The following is a 19,361-nucleotide window of genomic DNA, read 5'->3' as shown; positions in this document are numbered from 1 at the left end:
GCGTACCGTTCTGCGTTGATGGTGCTTCGAGCCGGCGGCCTCCCAGAGCCGATGTCGACGATCGGCGGTGCGGGTGCGTCCGCCGCCGACGTCGTCGGCGCGTACCAGACCGCCATCGCGCAGCGGGCGCTGTTCGACGTCCGCGACGGCGCGGACTACGACGAGTTCGTCGACGAGACCGGTGGCGTCAGACCCGCCTGGCGGGAACTCGCCGAGTGCGTGTCCGACCGCGGCCACGGTGGTCTGGAACGGCTGCGGGCCACGGTGCGCGGCCTCGTCGACGACTACGGCATCACCTACGTCCAGGCCGACCGGTACGGGTCGGTGATCGGCGCCGCGGGCGGCGACGGCGTGGCTGCGGCGCCCGGGCCCTGGTACCTCGATGGGCTCCCGATGGTCGTGTCGGCCGCGGACTGGGCCGTCCTCGAAGCCGGTCTGGTGCAGCGGTCCAGACTGCTCGACGCCGTGCTGGCCGATCTGTACGGCGACCGCAAGTCGATCACCAGCGGCGTGCTGCCCGCCCAACTCCTGTTCGCACATCCCGGGTACGTCCGCGCGGCGCGCGGCATCGAGGTGCCGGGACGCCACCAACTGTTCCTGCACGGGTGCGACGTCAGCCGCAGCGCATCGGGGGAGTTCGTGGTCAACGCGGACTGGACGCAGGCGCCCTCGGGCGCCGGCTACGCACTGGCAGACCGACGCGTCGTGGCCAACGCCGTGCCCGACCTGTACGAGGGCATCGGCCCGCGCCCGACATCGCCGTGGGCGCAGGCGTTGCGGCTCGCGCTCGTCGACGCCGCGCCGGAGTCGGCGGCGGAACCGGTCGTCGTGGTGCTCAGCCCCGGCGTTCACTCCGAGACCGCGTTCGATCAGGCCTACCTCGCGGGCGTACTGGGCTTCCCGCTGGTGGAGAGCGCCGACCTGGTGGTCCGCGACGGCAAGCTGTGGATGCGCTCGCTGGGCACGCTCAAGCGGGTCGACGTCGTGTTGCGCCGCGTCGACGCGGAATTCGTCGACCCGCTGGATCTGCGGGCCGATTCGCGCCTCGGCGTCGTCGGTCTCGTCGAGGTGCTCCGCCGAGGCGCGGTGACGGTCGTCAACACACTGGGCAGCGGGATACTGGAAAGCGCCGGCGTGCAACGCTTCCTGCCCGAACTGGCCCAGCTGCTCCTGGGTGAGACCCCCGCACTGCGGTCGGTTCGGGCGTACTGGGGTGGTATCGACGTCGAACGCTCGCATCTGCTGTCGCATCTGGGCTCGTTGGTGATCAGACCCGTCGACGGGACCGCAACGATCGTCGGACCCGAGCTGTCCAAGGCCGAACTCGATCGCCTCGGCGCGCGGATCTCGGCCACGCCGTGGCAGTGGGTGGGGCAGGAGCTGCCCGAGTTCGCCACGGCCCCCACCGATCAGCGACGCGGCGGCCTGTCTGCGGGCAAGGTGGGGATGCGGCTGTTCTCCGTCGCGCAGCGCAGCGGTTATGCGCCGATGGTCGGCGGTCTCGGCTACCTCGTGGCTCCTGGCAGCGCCGCCCACCGGTTGAATACCGTTGCGGCAAAGGATGTCTGGGTTCGCACCCCGAGCCGCGGGACCGCCGAGTGGACGCCGTCGCCGGTCGTCGACCTGCCCGTCCTGACGCCGAGCGCCACCCGCGCTGTCAGCTCCCCGCGCATGCTGGCGGACCTGTTCTGGCTCGGTCGGTACGCCGAACGCGCCGAGGGCATGGCGCGTCTGCTGACCGTCACCCGCGAGCGCTATCACGAATTCCGCTACCGCCGGGAGATGGCGGGCAGTGAATGCGTTCCCGTGCTGCTGACCTCGCTCGGCGACATCACCGGCACGGACACCGGCGCCGACGGCGATCACGCCGAGATGGTCGCCACGACGCCGACCACGCTGTGGTCGCTGACCGCCGACCGGCATCGCCCCGGGTCGCTCGCGCAGTCGATCGACCGTCTCGCCCAGGCGTCCCGGGCCGTGCGCGACCAATTGTCCAACGACACGTGGATGGTGCTCGCCGCCGTCGAGCGTGCCGTGCTGCAACCCACGACGCTGCCGCCCGATTCCCAGACCGAGGGCGAGACGTACCTCGCGGCGGCACACAGTCAGACGCTGGTGGGCATGCTCGCGCTCTCGGGCGTGGCGGCCGAGTCGATGGTCCAGGACGTCGGCTGGACGGTGATGGACATCGGCAAGCGCATCGAACGGGGATCCTGGCTGACGGCGTTGCTCGGTGCGACGCTTACCACGGTGCGCGGCCCGGAGGCGGAACAGACGATCACCGAGTCGACGCTGGTGGCATGCGAGTCGTCGGTCAGCTACCGGCGGCGGACCCTCGGCAAGGTCAGCGTGGCCGCGGTGGCGGACCTGCTGCTGTTCGACGACGGGAATCCCCGGTCGCTGGTCTACCAGTTGGAGCGAATCCGGGCCGACCTCAAGGCACTTCCGTCCTCGTCGGGGTCGACGCGTCCGGAACGGTCCATCGACGACGTGATCGCCCGGCTGCGCCGGACCGACCCCACCGACCTGGAGAACGTCACACCCGAGGGTCGGCGCGCCGACTTCGCCGAACTGCTCGGCGCCCTGCACTCCGACCTGCGCGACCTGTCGCGCGTCATCACCGCGACGCACCTGTCGGTACCGGGGGAGATGCAACCGCTGTGGGGACCCGCCGAGCGCCGGGTGATGGCATGACCCCCCGCGAACCGGGTTCGCAGGGCGGGAGGCTCTACGAGATCACCCACCGGACCACCTACCGCTACTCCGACGACGTGACGAGTTCCTACGGCCGGGGCTTCCTCACGCCGAGGGATTCCGGCACGCAGCGCTGCCTCTCGCACGAGTTGGTCGTCGACCCCGAGGCCGCCGACCGTTCGACGAGCCGCGACGGCTACGGCAACGTCAGCTCGTACTTCCACGTCACCGACCGGCACCGGACGCTGTCGGTGACCAGTCACTCCGTCGTGGCGGTCGACCCGCCACCGGCGGAGTCCTACGGGGCAGGCTCGGCGCTGGCGCCGTGGGAGATCGCCAGGCCCGTCGGGGCGGACGGCGCGCTGGCCACCGAGTTCACCCTCGATCTGCGGCCACCGGAGATCACCGAGGCACTACGTGCCTACGCGGCACCGACTTTCGAGGCTGGGCGGCCACTGATCGACGTGCTGACCGAATTGAATGCCCGGATCCACGCCGACTTCACCTACCGGTCCGGATCCACCACGGTGTCGACCCAGGTGGCGGAGGTTTTGGTGGCCAGGGAAGGGGTATGTCAGGACTTCGCTCGGCTGGCGATCGCCTGCCTGAGAGCCAACGGTCTCGCCGCCAGCTACGTGTCTGGATACCTGGCAACCGATCCGCCTCCTGGAAGGGAACGCATGGTGGGTGTCGATGCGACACACGCATGGGCCGCGGTGTGGACGCCGCAAAATCATTGGTTGGGGCTGGATCCCACCAACGACACGATGGTCGACGAGCGGTACGTGGTCGTGGGCTTCGGTCGGGACTACGCCGACGTGCCACCGCTGCGCGGCATCATCTACACCGACTCCGAGAGCAGCGTGATCGACGTCTCGGTCGACGTGGCGCCGCTGCAGGGCGGCCTGCTCCGTGCGTGACTTCATCTGCCCCAACTGCGGTCAGCGGCTGGCGTTCGAGAACTCGGTGTGTCTGTCCTGCAAGAGCAAGCTCGGCTTCTCTCTCGACGACATGGCGTTCCTGGTCATCGCCGAGGGGTCCGAGAGCGAACACGGCGGCGCCGTGGACGCCAGCGAATACCAGCTCTGCGCGAATCTCCATCTGGCGAAGTGCAACTGGCTGGTCGAGGTGGCGCCCGTGCGCAAGCTGTGCACGTCGTGTGCGCTGACCAGGACGCGTCCCCGGGACGGGGACACGGTGGCGCTGGCCTCCTTCGCCGCCGCGGAGAAGGCCAAGCGGCGGTTGATCGTCGAGCTGGTGGACCTGAAGCTCCCCATCGTCGGCCGCGACGACGATCCCCACTTCGGCCTGGCCTTCGACCTGCTGTCCAGCGCGGACGAGAAGGTGTTCACCGGTCATGCGAACGGCGTCATCACCCTCGACCTGGCCGAGGGCGACGACGTGCACCGCCAGCAACTCCGCATCGCCATGGACGAGCCGTATCGCACACTGCTCGGCCACTTCCGGCACGAGATCGGGCATTACTACTACTACCGGCTCGTCGGTACCGCCCCCGAGTATCAGCAACGGGCACGGGAGCTGTTCGGCGACGCCGACGCCGACTATCAGGCCGCGCTCGACCGGCACTACAGCCAGGGCGCGCCCGCGGGGTGGAACAAGGACTTCGTCTCGTCGTATGCCACCATGCACCCCGCCGAGGACTGGGCCGAGACGTTCGCCCACTACCTGCACATCCGCGACACCCTGGACACCGCAGCGGCGTTCAGCTTCGCACCAGCGGCGGCCACCTTCGACCGGCGCAACCTCGGGCCGAGCGGCTTCGACGCCATCATCGAGATGTGGCTGCCGCTGTCCTGGGCGCTCAACATGGTGAACCGGTCGATGGGGCATGACGACCTGTATCCGTTCGTCCTACCGCCCGCGGTGCTGGAGAAGATGCGCTTCATCCACACCGTGATCGACGAAGTGACCTCGGACCCGGCCAAGCTGGCGGCGGCGGCGGGCGGCTAGCGCGCGGCGTGTCCTTTGACCTTTCACGGGCCGGTGCAGCAGCATTCGGCACCATGAGTTCCACCCGTGGCGCCCGCGTCGGCGTCAGCCTGTTCCTCGGCGCGGCCGCGCTGACCCTCTCGGCATGCGGTGAGTCGACGATCGAGCCCGGGCCCACGCAGCAGTTCGTGGCGGACCTCGTCGCCAAGCAGACGCAGTTCACGCCCGAGGACGTGACGTGTCCCGATGGCATCGAGGCGCAGGTCGGTGTCGAATTCGAATGCGCCTTCACCGGTCCCGAGGGCACGGGGTACCTCGCGCACCTGAAGGTCGTCGAGGTGAACGGCAAGGAGGCGACCTTCGATCTCCAGGAACTCGAGCCCACGGAGTAGCGAGGGTCTCGCGTCGATCGGGTGACCGCGCGTGGCGATGCGGCACTCGGCGCTCACTCCTTCCTAGGATCGCTCGGGTGAACGATCGATACGGCTCCGACGTGCTCGCCAGCGACCCACACTCGCGGAGGCGGCCGAAGTCCACCAAGCGCGTCGCCGAGATCGGCCTGGTGGTCGAGGACGCGCAGAGCGGCTACGTCGGTGCGATCGTCGGCGTCGAGTACGGCGCGATCAAGCTGGAGGACCGGCACGGCAGGCGCAAGTCCTTCCCGCTCGGCCCGGGATACCTGCTCGACGGCAAGCCGGTCATCCTCAACCCGCCGCCGCGACGGCCCGCACCCAAGGCGCCGACGCGCACGGCGTCGGGCTCGGTGGCGGTCGCGAACGTGCGCGCCCGCACGGCGCTCGCCAGCCGGATCTACGTCGAGGGCCGCCACGACGCCGAACTCGTCGAACAGGTGTGGGGCGACGACCTGCGCATCGAGGGCGTGGTCGTCGAATACCTCGGTGGCGTAGACGATCTGGCGGCGATCGTCGCAGAGTTCCGCCCCGGGCCTGGCCGGCGACTCGGCGTCCTCGTCGATCACCTGGTGCGGGGATCGAAGGAGGCCCGCTTCGCCGCCGACGTGGCGCGTGGGCCGGGGGGAGCGCACACCCTGGTGGTCGGGCACCCGTTCATCGACATCTGGCAGGCCGTCAAACCCGCCCGGATCGGCGCCACGGCGTGGCCCGTCGTTCCCCGGGGGGTGGACTGGAAGCACGGCGTGTGCGACGCGCTCGGCTGGCCGCACCGGGATCAGGCCGACATCGCCAGGGCCTGGCAACGCATCCGCGGGAGCGTGCGGGACTGGACCGATCTGGAGCCGGAGCTGATCGGCCGCGTCGAGGAACTGATCGACTTCGTCACGCAGCCCGCCGACTGACCGGCGTGGTAAGCAGAAGTCGTGTCCGACGGACTGTTCGACGACCCGGTCCCTGAACGCAGCTCGGGTATCACCGCGGCGTCGCCGCTCGCGGTGCGCATGCGGCCGGCGCACCTCGACGAAGTGGTGGGCCAGGACCACCTGCTTCGGCAGGGCTCTCCGCTGCGGCGTCTCGTCGAGGGGTCGGGTGCCGCGTCGGTCATCCTCTACGGTCCGCCCGGCACCGGGAAGACCACGCTGGCGTCCCTGATCTCGGGTGCCACGGGACGGCGGTTCGAGGCACTGTCCGCGCTGACCGCGGGCGTCAAGGAGGTCCGGGCGGTCGTCGAGCAGGCCAGGGTGGCGTTGCTGCGTGGCCAGCAGACCGTGCTGTTCATCGACGAGGTGCACCGCTTCTCGAAGACCCAGCAGGACGCCCTGCTCGCAGCCGTCGAGAACCGCATCGTGCTGCTCGTCGCCGCCACCACCGAGAACCCCTCGTTCGCCGTCGTGGCGCCGCTGCTGTCGCGATCGCTGATCCTGCAGCTCCAACCGCTCGGCGCCGACGCCATCCGCGTTCTGGTGGAACGGGCGATCACCGATCCACGCGGCCTGGCAGGCGCCATCGAGGTCGACGCCGACGCGGTGGACCTGCTGGTGTCGCTGGCCGCAGGCGATGCCCGGCGCGCGCTGACCGCCCTGGAGGTGGCCGCCGAGGCGGGCGACCACCTGACGGTCGAGACCATCGAGCAGTCACTCGACAAGGCCGCCGTGCGCTACGACCGCGACGGCGACCAGCACTACGACGTCATCAGCGCCTTCATCAAGTCGGTGCGCGGCTCCGACGTCGACGCCGCGCTGCACTACCTCGCCAGGATGATGACCGCGGGGGAGGACCCGCGGTTCATCGCGCGCCGACTGATGATCCTGGCCAGTGAGGACATCGGGATGGCCGATCCGACGGCACTGCCCACCGCGGTGGCCGCGGCACAGACCGTGCAATTGATCGGCATGCCGGAGGCACAGCTGACGCTGGCCCACGCCACCGTTCACCTGGCCACCGCGCCGAAGTCGAACGCCGTCACCACCGCGTTGGCCGCGGCGATGGGTGACATCAAGGCGGGCAAGGCCGGACTGGTTCCGCCGCATCTGCGTGACGGGCACTACTCGGGTGCCGCGGCGCTGGGCAATGCGCAGGGCTACGCCTACCCGCACGACGACCCGGGCGGCGTGGTGCCGCAGCAGTACCCGCCCGCGGAACTCGTCGGGGTCGACTACTACCGGCCGACCTCGCACGGGGTCGAACGCGAGATCAGCGGCCGGCTCGAGAAGCTCAGGGCGATCATCCGCAGGAAGCGAGGCGACCAGTGAAGGTCTTCGGTGACGACGAGATGCAGGCCATGCTGGCGACGGCGAAGACCTACACCCTGATGGTGCTGCGGGCCGGGCCGAACTTCGGCGGGCCGGACACCGAGTCGGTGATCTGGGAGCACGGCCGCCGCAACTTCGGGCTGCGCGACGACGGTCGGCTGGCCGTCGTGCTGCCGGTCACCGACGACTCGGGCACCTGCGGCGTCGGGGTGTTCGCGGCCACGATCGAGGAGACGAAGGCGATCATGGACGGCGATCCCGGCGTCCAATCCGGCGTGTTCGTCTACGACGTGCATCCGTGCACGGGTTTCCCGGGCGACGCGTTGCGCTAGCCCCCGTTCGAAGACCGTCTGCACAACGCTCTTGACACTCCTTCGCAGCCCTCCTACCGTTGTAATCAATCAATTGGTTGATCAAAGAGAAGGTTGACGATTGAGGAGTGATGGCGATGCGGACGGACTCGACCGGGCCTTCCTGGCGCTGGCCGATCCAGTTCGCCGGGCGATCGTGGCGCGCTTGTCGCGGGGTCCGGCAACGGTCAACGAGTTGGCCGAGCCGTTCGACATCACGAAGCAGGCGGTGTCCAAGCACATTCAGGTGCTCGAGCAGGCCGGCCTGGTCACCCGGAGCCGGGACGCCCAGCGCAGGCCCGTTCATCTCGACGCGGCGGCACTCGAGGCGCTGACGTCGTGGATCGACCGGTATCGGCTGGACGCCGAACGCAACTACCGCCGGCTAGACGGGCTGCTGGCGGCGATGTCGGAGAACACGGAGAACACCAGAGAGAACGAGGAGAAGGACCGATGACCAACGCACTCGACCTGATGGCGCCGGTGGACACGCTGGCGATGGACTTCACCCGCGAGTTCGCGGCGAGCAGGCAGGCGCTGTTCCGCGCGCACGCCGAACCCGACCTGGTGGCCCGGTGGCTCGGCCCGGGTGATTTGAAGATGACGATCGACCGGTGGGACTTCCGCACCGGCGGCGGATACCGCTACGTCCACGCCGACGCCGACGGCGAGTACGCGTTCAACGGCGTCTTCCACACCGTCCGGGAGAACGAACTCATCATCCAGACCTTCGAGTTCGAGGGTGCACCGGACATGGTCAACATCGAATTCCTGCGGTTCGAGGACTTGGGCGCCGACTGCAGCCGGCTCCGCGGTCGATCGATCTGCCCGAGCCTCGAAGCTCGCGACGGTCTGCTGTCGTCGGGAATGGAGGGCGGCATGGTCGAGGCGTACGACAAGCTGGATGCCTTGCTCAGGGCCTGACATGGACCCCCAAATGGGCGTTGCCGCCGGGTGATCGGCTTCCGCGACGGGCCGTGTTTGGGAGCACGATGTCTGCGGAGCCGAATCCGGCGGCAACGCGGGGGCGCAGCGGGCAGGGGATCGAGGGGGATCGCCCGCTGCGCTGAGGTTTCTCGGCTAGCGGCGCACGACCCCGGTGCGGCGACGTCCCATGAGTGCGGACACGAGCGCGACGCCGATGGCGGCGACGACGACCTGGACCAGGAGTTCGATCCAGTCGATGCCGTTGGTGGCGGTGGGCAGGCCCAGCGCGCGAGCGAGGGCTGTGCCCAGGAACGCCGCGACGATGCCGACGAGGATCGTCACGATGACGGAGATGTTCTGCCTGCCAGGTACGACGAGTCGGCCGAGCACGCCGATCACGATGCCGATGAGGATCGCGGTGATGATGCCGGTGATGGTCATTTCTTCCTCCAGCCGATGAATGGTGACAGAGCAGTACCCAACGGCATCGGCCTAATAAACCCGCGCGTCAAAATCGTTGTCGCCCGTAGGCTCGAATCGTGCATACCGACGTGCTCGACGTAGACACCACCAGGCAGCGGACCGTGGATCTGACCGACGAGGTCCGGTCGTTCTGCGCGGGCCGCGGAGACGGCCTGTGCAACGTGTTCGTGCCGCACGCGACTGCAGGCGTGGCCATCCTCGAGACCGGAGCCGGGTCGGACTCCGACCTCGTCGACACCCTCGAGCGCCTGCTGCCGCGCGACGACCGCTACCGCCACGCGCACGGTTCACCAGGCCACGGCGCGGACCACGTACTGCCTGCCATCGTGGCGCCATCGGTCACGGTGCCCGTGCAGGACGGCAAGCCGCTGCTGGGCACCTGGCAGAGCGTCGTGCTCGTCGACCTGAACCGCGACAATCCCCGTCGGTCGGTCCGCCTGAGCTTCGTCGAGGGTTGATCACCGCGTCTGCCCACCTGCCCGGGACCGGTACTGTGATGCGGTCGACGGGCTTCGGCCCGTCGCAGGAACGGCCCGCGCGGACCACCCATGAGTCATTAAGGACGAACAGCACGTGGAGACACACGAGATCAGGAAGCGCTTCCTCGATCACTTCGTGAAGGCGGGACACGCCGAGGTGCCCAGCGCATCGGTCATCCTCGACGATCCGAACCTGTTGTTCGTCAACGCAGGCATGGTGCAGTTCGTCCCGTTCTTCCTCGGGGCACGCACCGCGCCCTGGAACCGCGCGGTCAGCGTGCAGAAGTGCATCCGCACCCCGGACATCGACGAGGTCGGCATCACGACCCGGCACAACACCTTCTTCCAGATGGCCGGCAACTTCTCGTTCGGCGATTACTTCAAGAAGGGCGCCATCGAGTTCGCCTGGACCCTGTTGACCAACCCGCAGGATCAGGGCGGTTACGGCTTCGATCCCGAAAAGCTCTGGGCGACGGTCTATCTCGACGACGATGAGGCCATCGAACTGTGGCAGGAGGTCGCCGGGCTGCCGCTCGAGCGGATCCAGCGCCGCGGCAAGGCCGACAACTACTGGTCGATGGGCATCCCCGGGCCGTGCGGCCCCTCGTCGGAGATCTACGTCGACCGCGGTCCGGAGTACGGCGTCGAGGGTGGCCCGGAAGCCAACGAGGACCGCTACATCGAGATCTGGAATCTCGTGTTCATGCAGAACGAGCGCGGCGAAGGCACCTCCAAGGAGGACTTCGAGATCCTCGGCCCGCTGCCGCGCAAGAACATCGACACCGGCATGGGCGTCGAACGCGTCGCGTGCCTGCTGCAGGGCGTCGACAACGTCTACGAGACCGACCTCGTCCGCCCCGTCATCGACCTCGTCGCGAGCATCGCGCCCCGCGGATACGGCGCAGGAAACCACGACGACGACGTGCGCTACCGCGTGATCGCCGACCACAGCCGCACGGCGGCCATCATCATCGGCGACGGCGTCAGCCCCGGCAACGACGGCCGCGGCTACGTACTGCGCCGCCTGCTGCGCCGCACCATCCGCTCGGCCAAGCTGCTGGGGATCGACACGCCGATCGTCGGCAACCTGATGGCGACCGTCCGCGACTCGATGGGCCCGTCCTACCCCGAACTGGTCGCCGACTTCGACCGCATCCAGCGCATCGCGGTTGCCGAGGAGACGGCGTTCAACCGGACGCTGGCCTCGGGATCCAAGCTGTTCGACGACGCGGCCCGCACCACCAAGTCCTCGGGCGCCACCGTGCTCTCGGGCACCGACGCGTTCACCCTGCACGACACCTACGGCTTCCCGATCGAGCTGACGCTGGAGATGGCGGCCGAACACGGCCTCAGTGTCGACGAGGAGGGCTTCCGCGGCCTGATGGCCGAGCAGCGTCAGCGCGCCAAGGCCGACGCCGCCGCGCGCAAGCACGCCCACGCCGACCTGAGCGCCTACCGCGAACTCGTCGACGCCGGCCCGACGGAGTTCACCGGCTTCGACGAACTCACTTCGGATGCAACGATTCTCGGGATCTTCGTCGACGGCAGGCGCGTCCCGGTCGTCGCCCACGGTGCGGCAGGCCCCGACGGCGCAGCGTTCGAACGCGTCGAACTCGTCCTCGATCGCACACCGCTGTACGCGGAGTCCGGCGGTCAGATCGCCGACGTCGGCACCATCTCGGGCATCGGGTCGAGCGGCACCGCCAAGGCCGCCGTCACCGACGTGCAGAAGATCGCCAAGACGCTGTGGGTGCACCGGGTGAACGTGGAGTCCGGCGAGTTCGTCGAGGGCGACACGGTGTCCGCCGCCGTCGACCCGAAGTGGCGCCACGGCGCCACCCAGGGGCACTCCGGTACGCACATGGTGCACGCCGCGTTGCGACAGGTGTTGGGGCCGAACGCCGTTCAGGCGGGCTCGCTCAACCGGCCCGGCTACCTGCGGTTCGACTTCAACTGGCAGGGCTCGCTGTCCGACGAGCAGCGGTCGCAGATCGAAGAGGTCACCAACGAAGCCGTCGAGGCGGACTTCGCGGTCAACACCTTCAACACCGAACTCGACAAGGCCAAGGCGATGGGCGCCATGGCGCTCTTCGGCGAGAACTACCCCGACGAGGTGCGCGTCGTCGAGATCGGCGGACCGTTCTCCATCGAGCTGTGCGGCGGTACCCACGTGCACAATTCGGCGCAGATCGGGCCGGTCACGATCCTCGGCGAAGCCTCGGTCGGATCCGGCGTGCGCCGCGTCGAGGCCTACGTCGGGCTCGACTCGTTCCGGCACCTCGCCAAGGAACGTGCCCTCATGGCCGGACTGGCGTCGTCGCTCAAGGTGCCGTCGGAGGAAGTGCCCGCGCGCGTCGCCAACCTCGTCGAGCGGCTGAAGGTCGCCGAGAAGGAACTCGACCGCATGCGGCTGGCAGGCGCGCGCGCCGCGGCGGCCAACGCGGCAGCCGGAGCGGAACTCGTGGGTAGGGTCCGTGTCGTGGCACAGCGGATGGCCGGCGGCATCTCGGCGGCCGATCTGCGCAGCCTGGTCGGTGAGATCAAGGGCAAGCTGGGCGCCGAGCCCGCGGTGGTCGCGCTGATCGCCGAGGGCGACGACGACGCGGTGCCGTTCGTCGTGGCCGTCAACGCCGGAGCCCAGGATCTGGGGCTCAGCGCCAACGACCTGGTCAAGGTGCTCGGCGCGCCGGTGAACGGACGCGGGGGCGGCAAGGCCGATCTCGCGCAGGGCTCGGGCCGCGGTGCCTCCGGCATCGACGCGGCGCTCGCCGCGCTCCGCGCCGAGGTAGGCCGGAGCTAGCTGGGTGAGCCGTACCGACCGTCAACCCGACCGCCCCGGGAGTTCCGACCCCGGCCGCGGACGACGGCTCGGCATCGACGTCGGCACGGTGCGCATCGGCGTCGCGACGTGCGACCCCGACGGCATCCTCGCCACGCCGGTGGAGACGGTGCGTCGGGACAAGTCCGACAAGCACATTCGCAGACTCGCCAGGCTGACGGCCGATCTCGAGGTCGTGGAGGTGGTGGTGGGACTGCCCCGCACGCTGGCCGACCGGGCCGGGACGTCGGCACTGGACGCCATGGACCTGGCCGACACCCTGGCCGCACGAATCGAACCCATCCCGGTACGGATGGCCGACGAACGACTGACCACGGTGACGGCACAACGCTCGCTGCGCGAGGCCGGGGTGCGTGCCAAGGGCCAGAAGGCGATGATCGACCAGGCTGCCGCCGTAGGCATCCTGCAGAACTGGCTGGATCAACGACGCCACGTGCTGGCGGAACACGGCGGAGCCGACGATGAGTGATGACCGCGGGCGCGGTTTCGGGTACGACGACCACTACGGTCGCGCCAGAGGCGACGAGCGCTACGGCCTGGACGACGACCACTTCGACCACGGGGCGACCGACGAGGGCTTCTCCACCTGGGGCCACGACCGGCCGGGGCCGGAGGCGGTCGGAGCGCCCCGGCGCGCGATGAGTCGTACCGAGCGGGCCAGGGCCAAGCGCAATCGCCGCAGGCGCCGCAACGTCACGGTCCTCTCGATCGCCGCGCTGGTCGTCGTGGTCGTCGGCGCGGTGTTCCTCGGCTCGCAACTGTTCAGCGGCATGTTCGGCGGCACCGACGACGACTACCAGGGGGCGGGGGTCAAGGACGTCGTCATCGAGGTGAACAACGGCGACTCGACCACGGCCATCGGCGAGACGCTGAAGAACGCCGCAGTGGTGGCGACCCCGGCGGCGTTCGTCACCGCCGCGTCGGGCAACGACGCCATCACCTCCATCCAGCCCGGGTTCTACAAGGTGCGCACCGAGATACCCGCGGCCGACGCGGTGAAGCGGCTGGCGGACCCGTCGAACAGAGTTGGGCGCCTGGTCATTCCCGAGGGCAGGCAACTCGACGACAGCACCGACGTCAAGACCGGCTCGGTGACCGACGGCATCTTCTCGCTCATCTCCAAGGCCACGTGCGTGGACCTCGACGGGGCCCAGCAGTGCGTGTCGGTGGACGACCTGAAGAACGCCGCCGCCACCGCAGACCCCGCGGCGCTGGCGATCCCGCAGTGGGCGTTGGAACCGATCGCCGCACTCGCCGACGACCACCGTCGCATCGAGGGGCTGATCGCGCCGGGCACCTGGAACGTCAACCCGTCGGCAACCGCACCGGAGATCTTGCACACGCTCGTCGGCGCGAGCGTCGCCCAATACGAGGCGGGCGGACTGCTGACCGCCGGTGCGGCAGGCAACCTCTCGCCCTACGAGATCCTGATCGTGGCCTCGCTGGTGCAGAAGGAGTCGCTGCCCAACGACTTCGCCAAGGTCGCGCGCGTCATCTACAACCGGCTCAACGACCCGGTCTACCGCCGCCTCGAGTTCGACTCGACGGTCAACTACGCGTTGGACCGGCAGGAGGTCGCGACCACCGACGCCGACCGCGCCAGGCAGACCCCGTGGAACACCTACGCGCTCGAGGGCCTGCCCGCGTCACCGATCTGCTCACCAGGACAGCCGGCGCTGGTCGCCGCGGAGAATCCCGAGCCGGGGGATTGGTTGTTCTTCGTCACGGTCGACATGCAGGGCACGACCCTGTTCACCCGCGACTACCCGCAACATCTCGCCAACATCGAGGTCGCCCTGCGCAACGGGGTGCTGGACAGCGCGCGGTAGTGACCGTCCGCAGGGCCGCGGTACTGGGATCGCCGATCGCGCACTCCCGGTCACCGCAATTGCATCTGGCCGCCTACCGCGCGCTCGGTCTGACCGACTGGACCTATGAGCGCATCGAGTGCACCGCCGAGCGGCTGCCGTCGCTGGTGGCAGGCTTCGGGCCGGAATGGGTCGGCGTGTCGGTGACGATGCCCGGCAAGTTCGCGGCGCTGCGCTTCGCCGACGAGCGGACCGCCCGCGCCGAGCTGGTCGGCTCCGCCAACACCCTGGTCCGCACGGCGACCGGGTGGCGCGCCGACAACACCGACGTCGACGGCGTGGCCGGTGCGCTGGGGCCGGTCACCGGCTCCGCGGCCGTGATCGGGTCGGGCGGGACCGCACCCGCGGCCGTCGTCGCGCTCGCCGGCCTCGGCGTCACCGAGCTGTCGATCGTGGCGCGCAGCCAGGAGAAGTCCGCGCCGCTCGTCGCGCTGGGGGAGCGCCTCGACGTCGCCACCCGCTGGGTCGGGCTCGGCACGCGACTGCCCGGCCTCGCAGCCGCCGTCAGCACCATCCCGGCGGACGCCGCGGCCGCGCACGCCCCATCGATCGCCGGGGTGCCGCTACTGCTCGACGCGATCTACGACCCGTGGCCGACCCCGCTGGCGCTCGCGGTGGAGGCCGGCGGTGGTCGCGTGGTCGGGGGACTGCAGATGCTGCTGCACCAGGCCTTCGCCCAGGTCGAGCAGTTCACCGGGCGCCCAGCCCCCAAAGAGGTGATGAGAGCGGCGCTTTCGCGGCCTTAGCCTTCGAGGGTGGGGGTGTGGTCGGGGTGTGCGTGCGTGGTGGTGCTCGCCTGGCTGACGGTGCTGAGCCTGTACGACGTCCGGCACCGCAGGCTGCCCAACGCGTTGACGCTCACCGGCGCCGTGCTGGTGCTCGCGTTCGCCGCGGCACACGGCCGCGGCGTGGCGGCACTGGCGGGTGCGGCGGCGCTGACCGCGACCTACCTCGTCGTCCACCTCGTCGCACCGTCGGGCATGGGCGCCGGTGACGTCAAGCTCGCCATCGGCGTGGGAGCGCTCACCGGTGCGTTCGGCCCGGACGTGTGGCTGCTGGCCGCACTGGGCGCCCCGGTGCTCACGGCGGCGGTGGGCATCCTTGCCGGGCGTCGCGCCCTGCCGCACGGCCCGGCGATGTGCGCTGCCAGCGCCGGGGCGCTCGCGCTGGCGGTTCTGTAGCCCTACCGTCTGCTGACGTGGCCCGCACCGCAGGAACCGCCGACCTGACCACCGTGGCGCAGATCTACGCGCACTACGTGACGACGAGCGTGGCGACGTTCGAGATCGAACCGCCCGACGCCGAGGAATGGCACCGCCGGTTCACCGCCGTGGACGCCGCCGGGCTGCCCTTCCTGGTCGCCGAACGCGACGGCGTCGTGGCCGGGTACGCCTACTGCGCGCCGTGGAAGACGCGGCCCGCGTACCGGGCCACCGTCGAGGACTCCGTGTACGTGGCGCCGTGGGCGGTCGGACGCGGGTGCGGCGCAGAGTTACTCGAGGCTCTGCTCGAAGCCTGCCGAACAGCTGGGATCAGGGAGGTGATCGCCGTCGTCGCCGACAGCGGTGACCCGGCGTCGCTCGCGCTGCACCGCAGGTTCGGCTTCACCGAGGCCGGGCGGCTCGCCAGGGTGGGGTTCAAGCACGGCCGCTTCGTCGACACGGTGTTGCTGCAGCGCAGCCTCGCGTGAGGGGATCGCCCGGCGTTTTCGCCGGGCGGGGGCGGGCGTGGGAGAATCGGACGCGTGTTGCGATGGACTACTGCAGGTGAATCCCACGGACGGGCCTTGGTCGCCGTGGTCGAGGGCATGGTTGCGGGCGTCCACGTCACCTCCGACGACATCGCGTCCGAACTCAAGCGGCGCAGGCTCGGCTACGGCCGCGGCGCGCGGATGAAGTTCGAGGCCGACGAGGTGACGATCCTCGCCGGTGTGCGCCACGGCGTGACGCTCGGTGGCCCGATCGCCATCCAGATCGGCAACAGCGAGTGGCCCAAGTGGGAGACGGTGATGGCGTCGGACCCGGTGGACGCCGGGGATCTGGATGTCGCGCGGAACGCCCCGCTGACCCGGCCGAGGCCGGGGCACGCGGACTACGCCGGGATGCTCAAGTACGGGTTCGACGACGCCCGTCCGGTACTCGAACGGGCCAGCGCGCGAGAGACCGCAGCGCGCGTCGCCGCGGGCACCATAGCCAGGGCCTTCCTGCGCCAGGCGCTCGGGGTGGAGGTGCTCTCCCACGTGGTGTCCATCGGCGCATCGACGCCCTACGACGGCCCTCCGCCGCGGCCCGAGAACCTCGACGCGATCGACGACAGCCCGGTGCGTGCCTTCGACAAGGACGCCGAAGCCGCCATGATTGCCGAGATCGAGGCGGCCAAGAAGGACGGTGACACGCTCGGCGGCGTCGTCGAGGTCGTCGCCGACGGGCTGCCCATCGGCCTGGGCTCCTTCACCAGCGGTGACAGCCGGCTCGACAGCCAGCTGGCCGGCGCGGTGATGGGCATCCAGGCAATCAAAGGCGTCGAGATCGGCGACGGGTTCGAGACCGCGCGCCGGCGCGGCAGCGTCGCGCACGACGAGATCTACCCGGGGCCCGACGGCGTCATGCGGTCGACGAACCGGGCAGGCGGCCTCGAAGGCGGCATGACCAACGGACAGGCCGTACGGGTGCGCGCCGCGATGAAGCCCATCTCCACCGTGCCCCGGGCACTGGCCACCGTGGACATGGCCACCGGCGACGAAGCCGTCGCGATTCACCAGCGTTCCGACGTGTGCGCGGTGCCCGCGGCCGGCGTCGTGGTCGAGACGATGGTGGCGCTGGTCCTGGCGCGCGCCACGCTCGAGAAGTTCGGCGGCGACTCGCTGACCGAGACTCGCGCGAACGTCGACACCTACCTGCGTTCGATCTCCGCGCGCGGCGCTCACACCGAGTCGGCCAGGGCGCTGGGCTGATGGCGCCCCGAGCGGTGTTGGTGGGCATGCCCGGCTCGGGCAAGTCCACCATCGGCCGCCGTCTGGCGAAGGCGCTGGGCGTCCCACTGCTCGACACCGACGCCAAGATCGTCGAGACGACCGGCCGCAGCATCGCCGACATCTTCGTCGACGGCGAAGCCGAATTCCGGCGCATCGAGGCCGACGTCGTCTGCGCGGCACTGGCCGAGCACGACGGCGTCGTGTCGCTCGGCGGCGGGGCGGTGACGACGCCCGCGGTGCGGGAGGCGCTGGCCGGCCACACCGTCGTGTACCTGGAGATCAGCGCGTCCGAAGGCGTGCGGCGCACCTCCGGCGGGGGCAGGCCACTGCTCGCGACCGACGACCCCGACGCGAGGTTCCGCGCGCTGATGTCCGCCCGGGTGCCGCTGTACCGGGAGGTGGCCACGCTGCGGGTGAACACCAACAGGCGCAACCCCGGCGCCGTGGTGCGACACATCGTCCATCGCCTCGAGTGCGCCTCCGGCGACCACCCGCTGCGCCGACGTCGCCGATCGGCGTGGCGCAGACTACCCACCGTCCTCAACCCCGGCCCCACCACCGAGGCCCCGCCGAGTCCGGCGGCACTGGCCCGCAGAGCGGAAGCGCGCAATGACTGAACCCGTCACCGTCGACGTCCACGTCGAGCGGCCATACCCGGTGATCATCGGCCGTGGTCTGCTCGAGGACCTCACCCGCGTGCTCGACGGCAGGCACCGGGTGGCGATCCTGCACCAGCCGACCCTCGCCGCGACGGCCGAGGCGATCCGGGATGCGTTGGCTGCCAAGGGTATCGACGCCCACCGCATCGAGATCCCGGACGCCGAGGCGGGCAAGGAACTGCCCGTCCTCGGTTTCATCTGGGAAGTGCTGGGCCGCATCGGAATCGACCGCAGGGACGCCGTGGTCAGCCTCGGCGGGGGTGCGGCGACCGACGTCGCCGGCTTCGCCGCCGCGACCTGGCTGCGCGGCGTCGACGTCGTGCACGTGCCGACCACGCTCCTCGGCATGGTCGACGCGGCAGTGGGCGGCAAGACGGGCATCAACACCGACGCGGGCAAGAACCTGGTCGGCGCGTTCCATCAGCCGCTGGCAGTGCTCGTCGACCTCGCGACGCTGGAGTCGTTGCCGCGCAACGAGATCATCGCAGGCATGGCCGAGATCGTGAAGGCCGGCTTCATCGCCGACCCCGTGATCCTGGACCTCATCGAGGCCGATCCACAGGCCGCTCTCGACCCGACAGGCGACGTGCTGCCCGAATTGATCCGCCGCTCCATCGCGGTCAAGGCCGAGGTAGTCGCCGCCGACGAGAAGGAATCGGCGCTGCGCGAAATCCTCAACTACGGGCACACGCTCGCCCACGCCATCGAGCGCCGCGAGCGGTACCGCTGGCGTCACGGCGCGGCGGTCTCGGTGGGCCTGGTGTTCGCCGCCGAACTGGGCCGCCTGGCCGGGCGGCTCGACGACGCGACCGCCGACCGGCACCGCACCATCCTGACCTCACTGGGACTGCCGGTGGACTACGACGCAGACGCCCTGCCGCAGCTGCTGGAGTACATGGCGGGGGACAAGAAGTCCCGCGCGGGCGTGCTGCGGTTCGTCGTGCTCGACGGGCTGGCGAAGCCCGGCCGGCTGGAGGGGCCGGACCCGGCCCTGGTGGTTGGGGCTTATTCGGAGATCGGAACGCGCACGTGACCACCGCCGCCACCGTCAACGTCATCAACGGGCCCAACCTCGGCAGGCTCGGCAAGCGCGAGCCCGCGGTCTACGGCAGCACCACCCACGACGACCTCGTGGGTCTGATCGAGCGCGAGGCGGAGGAACTCGGGCTGACGGTCCGGGTGCGCCAGTCCAACAGCGAGGCCGACCTCATCGGCTGGGTGCACGACGCCGCCGACGCTCGAGAGGCGGTCATCCTCAACGCGGGAGCCTTCACGCACACGTCGATCGCGCTGCGGGACGCCTGCTCGGAGTTGACGGCACCGCTGATCGAGGTGCACATCTCGAACGTGCACGCTCGGGAGGAGTTCCGGCACCACTCGTACCTGAGTGCCGTCGCCACCGGAGTGATCGTCGGGCTGGGCGTGCAGGGCTACCTGCTCGCGCTGCGCTACCTCGCGGCCGCGTCCTAGGGG

At 70.0% G+C, this 19,361-nt stretch carries 21 protein-coding genes; 20 read left to right on the top strand and 1 reads right to left on the bottom strand.

The window, feature by feature from the left end:
* Nucleotides 1–18 precede the first annotated feature (18 nt).
* The 9 genes from G6N61_RS06730 (at nucleotide 19) to G6N61_RS06690 (ending at nucleotide 8,583) form a co-directional block, all read left to right on the top strand.
* The gene (locus tag G6N61_RS06730) at nucleotides 19–2,694 is read left to right on the top strand and encodes a circularly permuted type 2 ATP-grasp protein (RefSeq protein WP_163917830.1); all 2,676 of its coding nucleotides are present in this window, start codon (nucleotides 19–21) and stop codon (nucleotides 2,692–2,694) included.
* Complete coding sequence (locus tag G6N61_RS06725) at nucleotides 2,691–3,614, top strand: transglutaminase family protein (protein WP_163917829.1); 924 nt, start codon at nucleotides 2,691–2,693, stop codon at nucleotides 3,612–3,614. The genes G6N61_RS06730 and G6N61_RS06725 overlap by 4 nt, the downstream gene beginning before the upstream one ends.
* The gene (locus G6N61_RS06720; protein ID WP_163917828.1) at nucleotides 3,607–4,665 is read left to right on the top strand and encodes a zinc-binding metallopeptidase family protein; all 1,059 of its coding nucleotides are present in this window, start codon (nucleotides 3,607–3,609) and stop codon (nucleotides 4,663–4,665) included. Before G6N61_RS06725 ends, G6N61_RS06720 begins: the two co-directional genes overlap by 8 nt.
* Before the next feature lie 53 nt (nucleotides 4,666–4,718).
* Entirely contained in the window at nucleotides 4,719–5,036 is a 318-nt protein-coding gene (locus G6N61_RS06715; protein WP_163917827.1) for a DUF4333 domain-containing protein, read from the top strand.
* Between the two features lie 77 nt (nucleotides 5,037–5,113).
* Nucleotides 5,114–5,959: a DUF3097 domain-containing protein gene (locus G6N61_RS06710; protein ID WP_163917826.1), complete on the top strand. Its 846-nt coding sequence runs from the start codon at nucleotides 5,114–5,116 to the stop codon at nucleotides 5,957–5,959.
* 21 nt (nucleotides 5,960–5,980) lie between these two features.
* Nucleotides 5,981–7,309: a replication-associated recombination protein A gene (locus G6N61_RS06705; RefSeq protein WP_163917825.1), complete on the top strand. Its 1,329-nt coding sequence runs from the start codon at nucleotides 5,981–5,983 to the stop codon at nucleotides 7,307–7,309.
* Nucleotides 7,306–7,641 (top strand): YciI family protein, encoded by a 336-nt coding sequence (locus tag G6N61_RS06700; protein WP_163917824.1) that lies wholly within the window; start codon nucleotides 7,306–7,308, stop codon nucleotides 7,639–7,641. Before G6N61_RS06705 ends, G6N61_RS06700 begins: the two co-directional genes overlap by 4 nt.
* A 100-nt stretch (nucleotides 7,642–7,741) precedes the next feature.
* A complete protein-coding gene (locus G6N61_RS06695; RefSeq protein ID WP_163917823.1) occupies nucleotides 7,742–8,116 on the top strand; it encodes an ArsR/SmtB family transcription factor in 375 nt (124 codons plus the stop codon).
* Entirely contained in the window at nucleotides 8,113–8,583 is a 471-nt protein-coding gene (locus tag G6N61_RS06690) for an SRPBCC family protein (RefSeq protein ID WP_163917822.1), read from the top strand. Before G6N61_RS06695 ends, G6N61_RS06690 begins: the two co-directional genes overlap by 4 nt.
* 156 nt (nucleotides 8,584–8,739) lie before the next feature.
* On the opposite strand, the gene G6N61_RS06685 is transcribed toward G6N61_RS06690, so the two are convergent.
* The gene (locus G6N61_RS06685; protein WP_163917821.1) at nucleotides 8,740–9,027 is read right to left on the bottom strand and encodes a GlsB/YeaQ/YmgE family stress response membrane protein; all 288 of its coding nucleotides are present in this window, start codon (nucleotides 9,025–9,027) and stop codon (nucleotides 8,740–8,742) included.
* Between the two features lie 98 nt (nucleotides 9,028–9,125).
* Here G6N61_RS06685 and G6N61_RS06680 point away from each other — a divergent pair, with 98 nt between their 5' ends.
* The 11 genes from G6N61_RS06680 to aroQ all read left to right on the top strand — a co-directional run bounded on the left by G6N61_RS06680 (nucleotide 9,126) and on the right by aroQ (nucleotide 19,358).
* The gene (locus tag G6N61_RS06680) at nucleotides 9,126–9,527 is read left to right on the top strand and encodes a secondary thiamine-phosphate synthase enzyme YjbQ (RefSeq protein ID WP_163917820.1); all 402 of its coding nucleotides are present in this window, start codon (nucleotides 9,126–9,128) and stop codon (nucleotides 9,525–9,527) included.
* A 115-nt stretch (nucleotides 9,528–9,642) separates the two neighbouring features.
* Nucleotides 9,643–12,348 carry an alanine--tRNA ligase gene (gene alaS / locus G6N61_RS06675; protein WP_163917819.1) on the top strand — a complete coding sequence of 902 codons (2,706 nt, stop codon included), beginning with the start codon at nucleotides 9,643–9,645 and terminating at the stop codon, nucleotides 12,346–12,348.
* 4 nt (nucleotides 12,349–12,352) lie between these two features.
* Nucleotides 12,353–12,856 carry a Holliday junction resolvase RuvX gene (gene ruvX, locus G6N61_RS06670; protein WP_163917818.1) on the top strand — a complete coding sequence of 168 codons (504 nt, stop codon included), beginning with the start codon at nucleotides 12,353–12,355 and terminating at the stop codon, nucleotides 12,854–12,856.
* A complete protein-coding gene (mltG, locus tag G6N61_RS06665) occupies nucleotides 12,849–14,216 on the top strand; it encodes an endolytic transglycosylase MltG (protein ID WP_163917817.1) in 1,368 nt (455 codons plus the stop codon). Before ruvX ends, mltG begins: the two co-directional genes overlap by 8 nt.
* Nucleotides 14,216–15,001 (top strand): shikimate dehydrogenase, encoded by a 786-nt coding sequence (locus G6N61_RS06660; protein ID WP_163917816.1) that lies wholly within the window; start codon nucleotides 14,216–14,218, stop codon nucleotides 14,999–15,001. Before mltG ends, G6N61_RS06660 begins: the two co-directional genes overlap by 1 nt.
* A 9-nt stretch (nucleotides 15,002–15,010) precedes the next feature.
* Nucleotides 15,011–15,436 (top strand): prepilin peptidase, encoded by a 426-nt coding sequence (locus tag G6N61_RS06655; RefSeq protein WP_163917815.1) that lies wholly within the window; start codon nucleotides 15,011–15,013, stop codon nucleotides 15,434–15,436.
* A gap of 17 nt (nucleotides 15,437–15,453) precedes the next feature.
* Nucleotides 15,454–15,945, top strand: coding sequence for a GNAT family N-acetyltransferase (locus G6N61_RS06650; protein ID WP_163917814.1), 492 nt, complete (start codon nucleotides 15,454–15,456; stop codon nucleotides 15,943–15,945).
* A 54-nt stretch (nucleotides 15,946–15,999) separates the two neighbouring features.
* A complete protein-coding gene (aroC, locus tag G6N61_RS06645) occupies nucleotides 16,000–17,208 on the top strand; it encodes a chorismate synthase (protein ID WP_163917813.1) in 1,209 nt (402 codons plus the stop codon).
* On the top strand, nucleotides 17,208–17,846 hold the full coding sequence (locus G6N61_RS06640) for a shikimate kinase (protein WP_163917812.1): 639 nt from the start codon (nucleotides 17,208–17,210) through the stop codon (nucleotides 17,844–17,846). The genes aroC and G6N61_RS06640 overlap by 1 nt, the downstream gene beginning before the upstream one ends.
* Nucleotides 17,839–18,921 (top strand): 3-dehydroquinate synthase, encoded by a 1,083-nt coding sequence (aroB, locus tag G6N61_RS06635; protein ID WP_163917811.1) that lies wholly within the window; start codon nucleotides 17,839–17,841, stop codon nucleotides 18,919–18,921. Before G6N61_RS06640 ends, aroB begins: the two co-directional genes overlap by 8 nt.
* Complete coding sequence (gene aroQ, locus G6N61_RS06630; RefSeq protein ID WP_163917810.1) at nucleotides 18,918–19,358, top strand: type II 3-dehydroquinate dehydratase; 441 nt, start codon at nucleotides 18,918–18,920, stop codon at nucleotides 19,356–19,358. Before aroB ends, aroQ begins: the two co-directional genes overlap by 4 nt.
* Nucleotides 19,359–19,361 lie beyond the last annotated feature (3 nt).

It is taken from the genome of Mycolicibacterium arabiense, from assembly GCF_010731815.2.
Taxonomy (GTDB): Bacteria; Actinomycetota; Actinomycetes; order Mycobacteriales; family Mycobacteriaceae; genus Mycobacterium; species Mycobacterium arabiense.
This window is presented reverse-complemented; position numbering and strand designations above follow the sequence as displayed.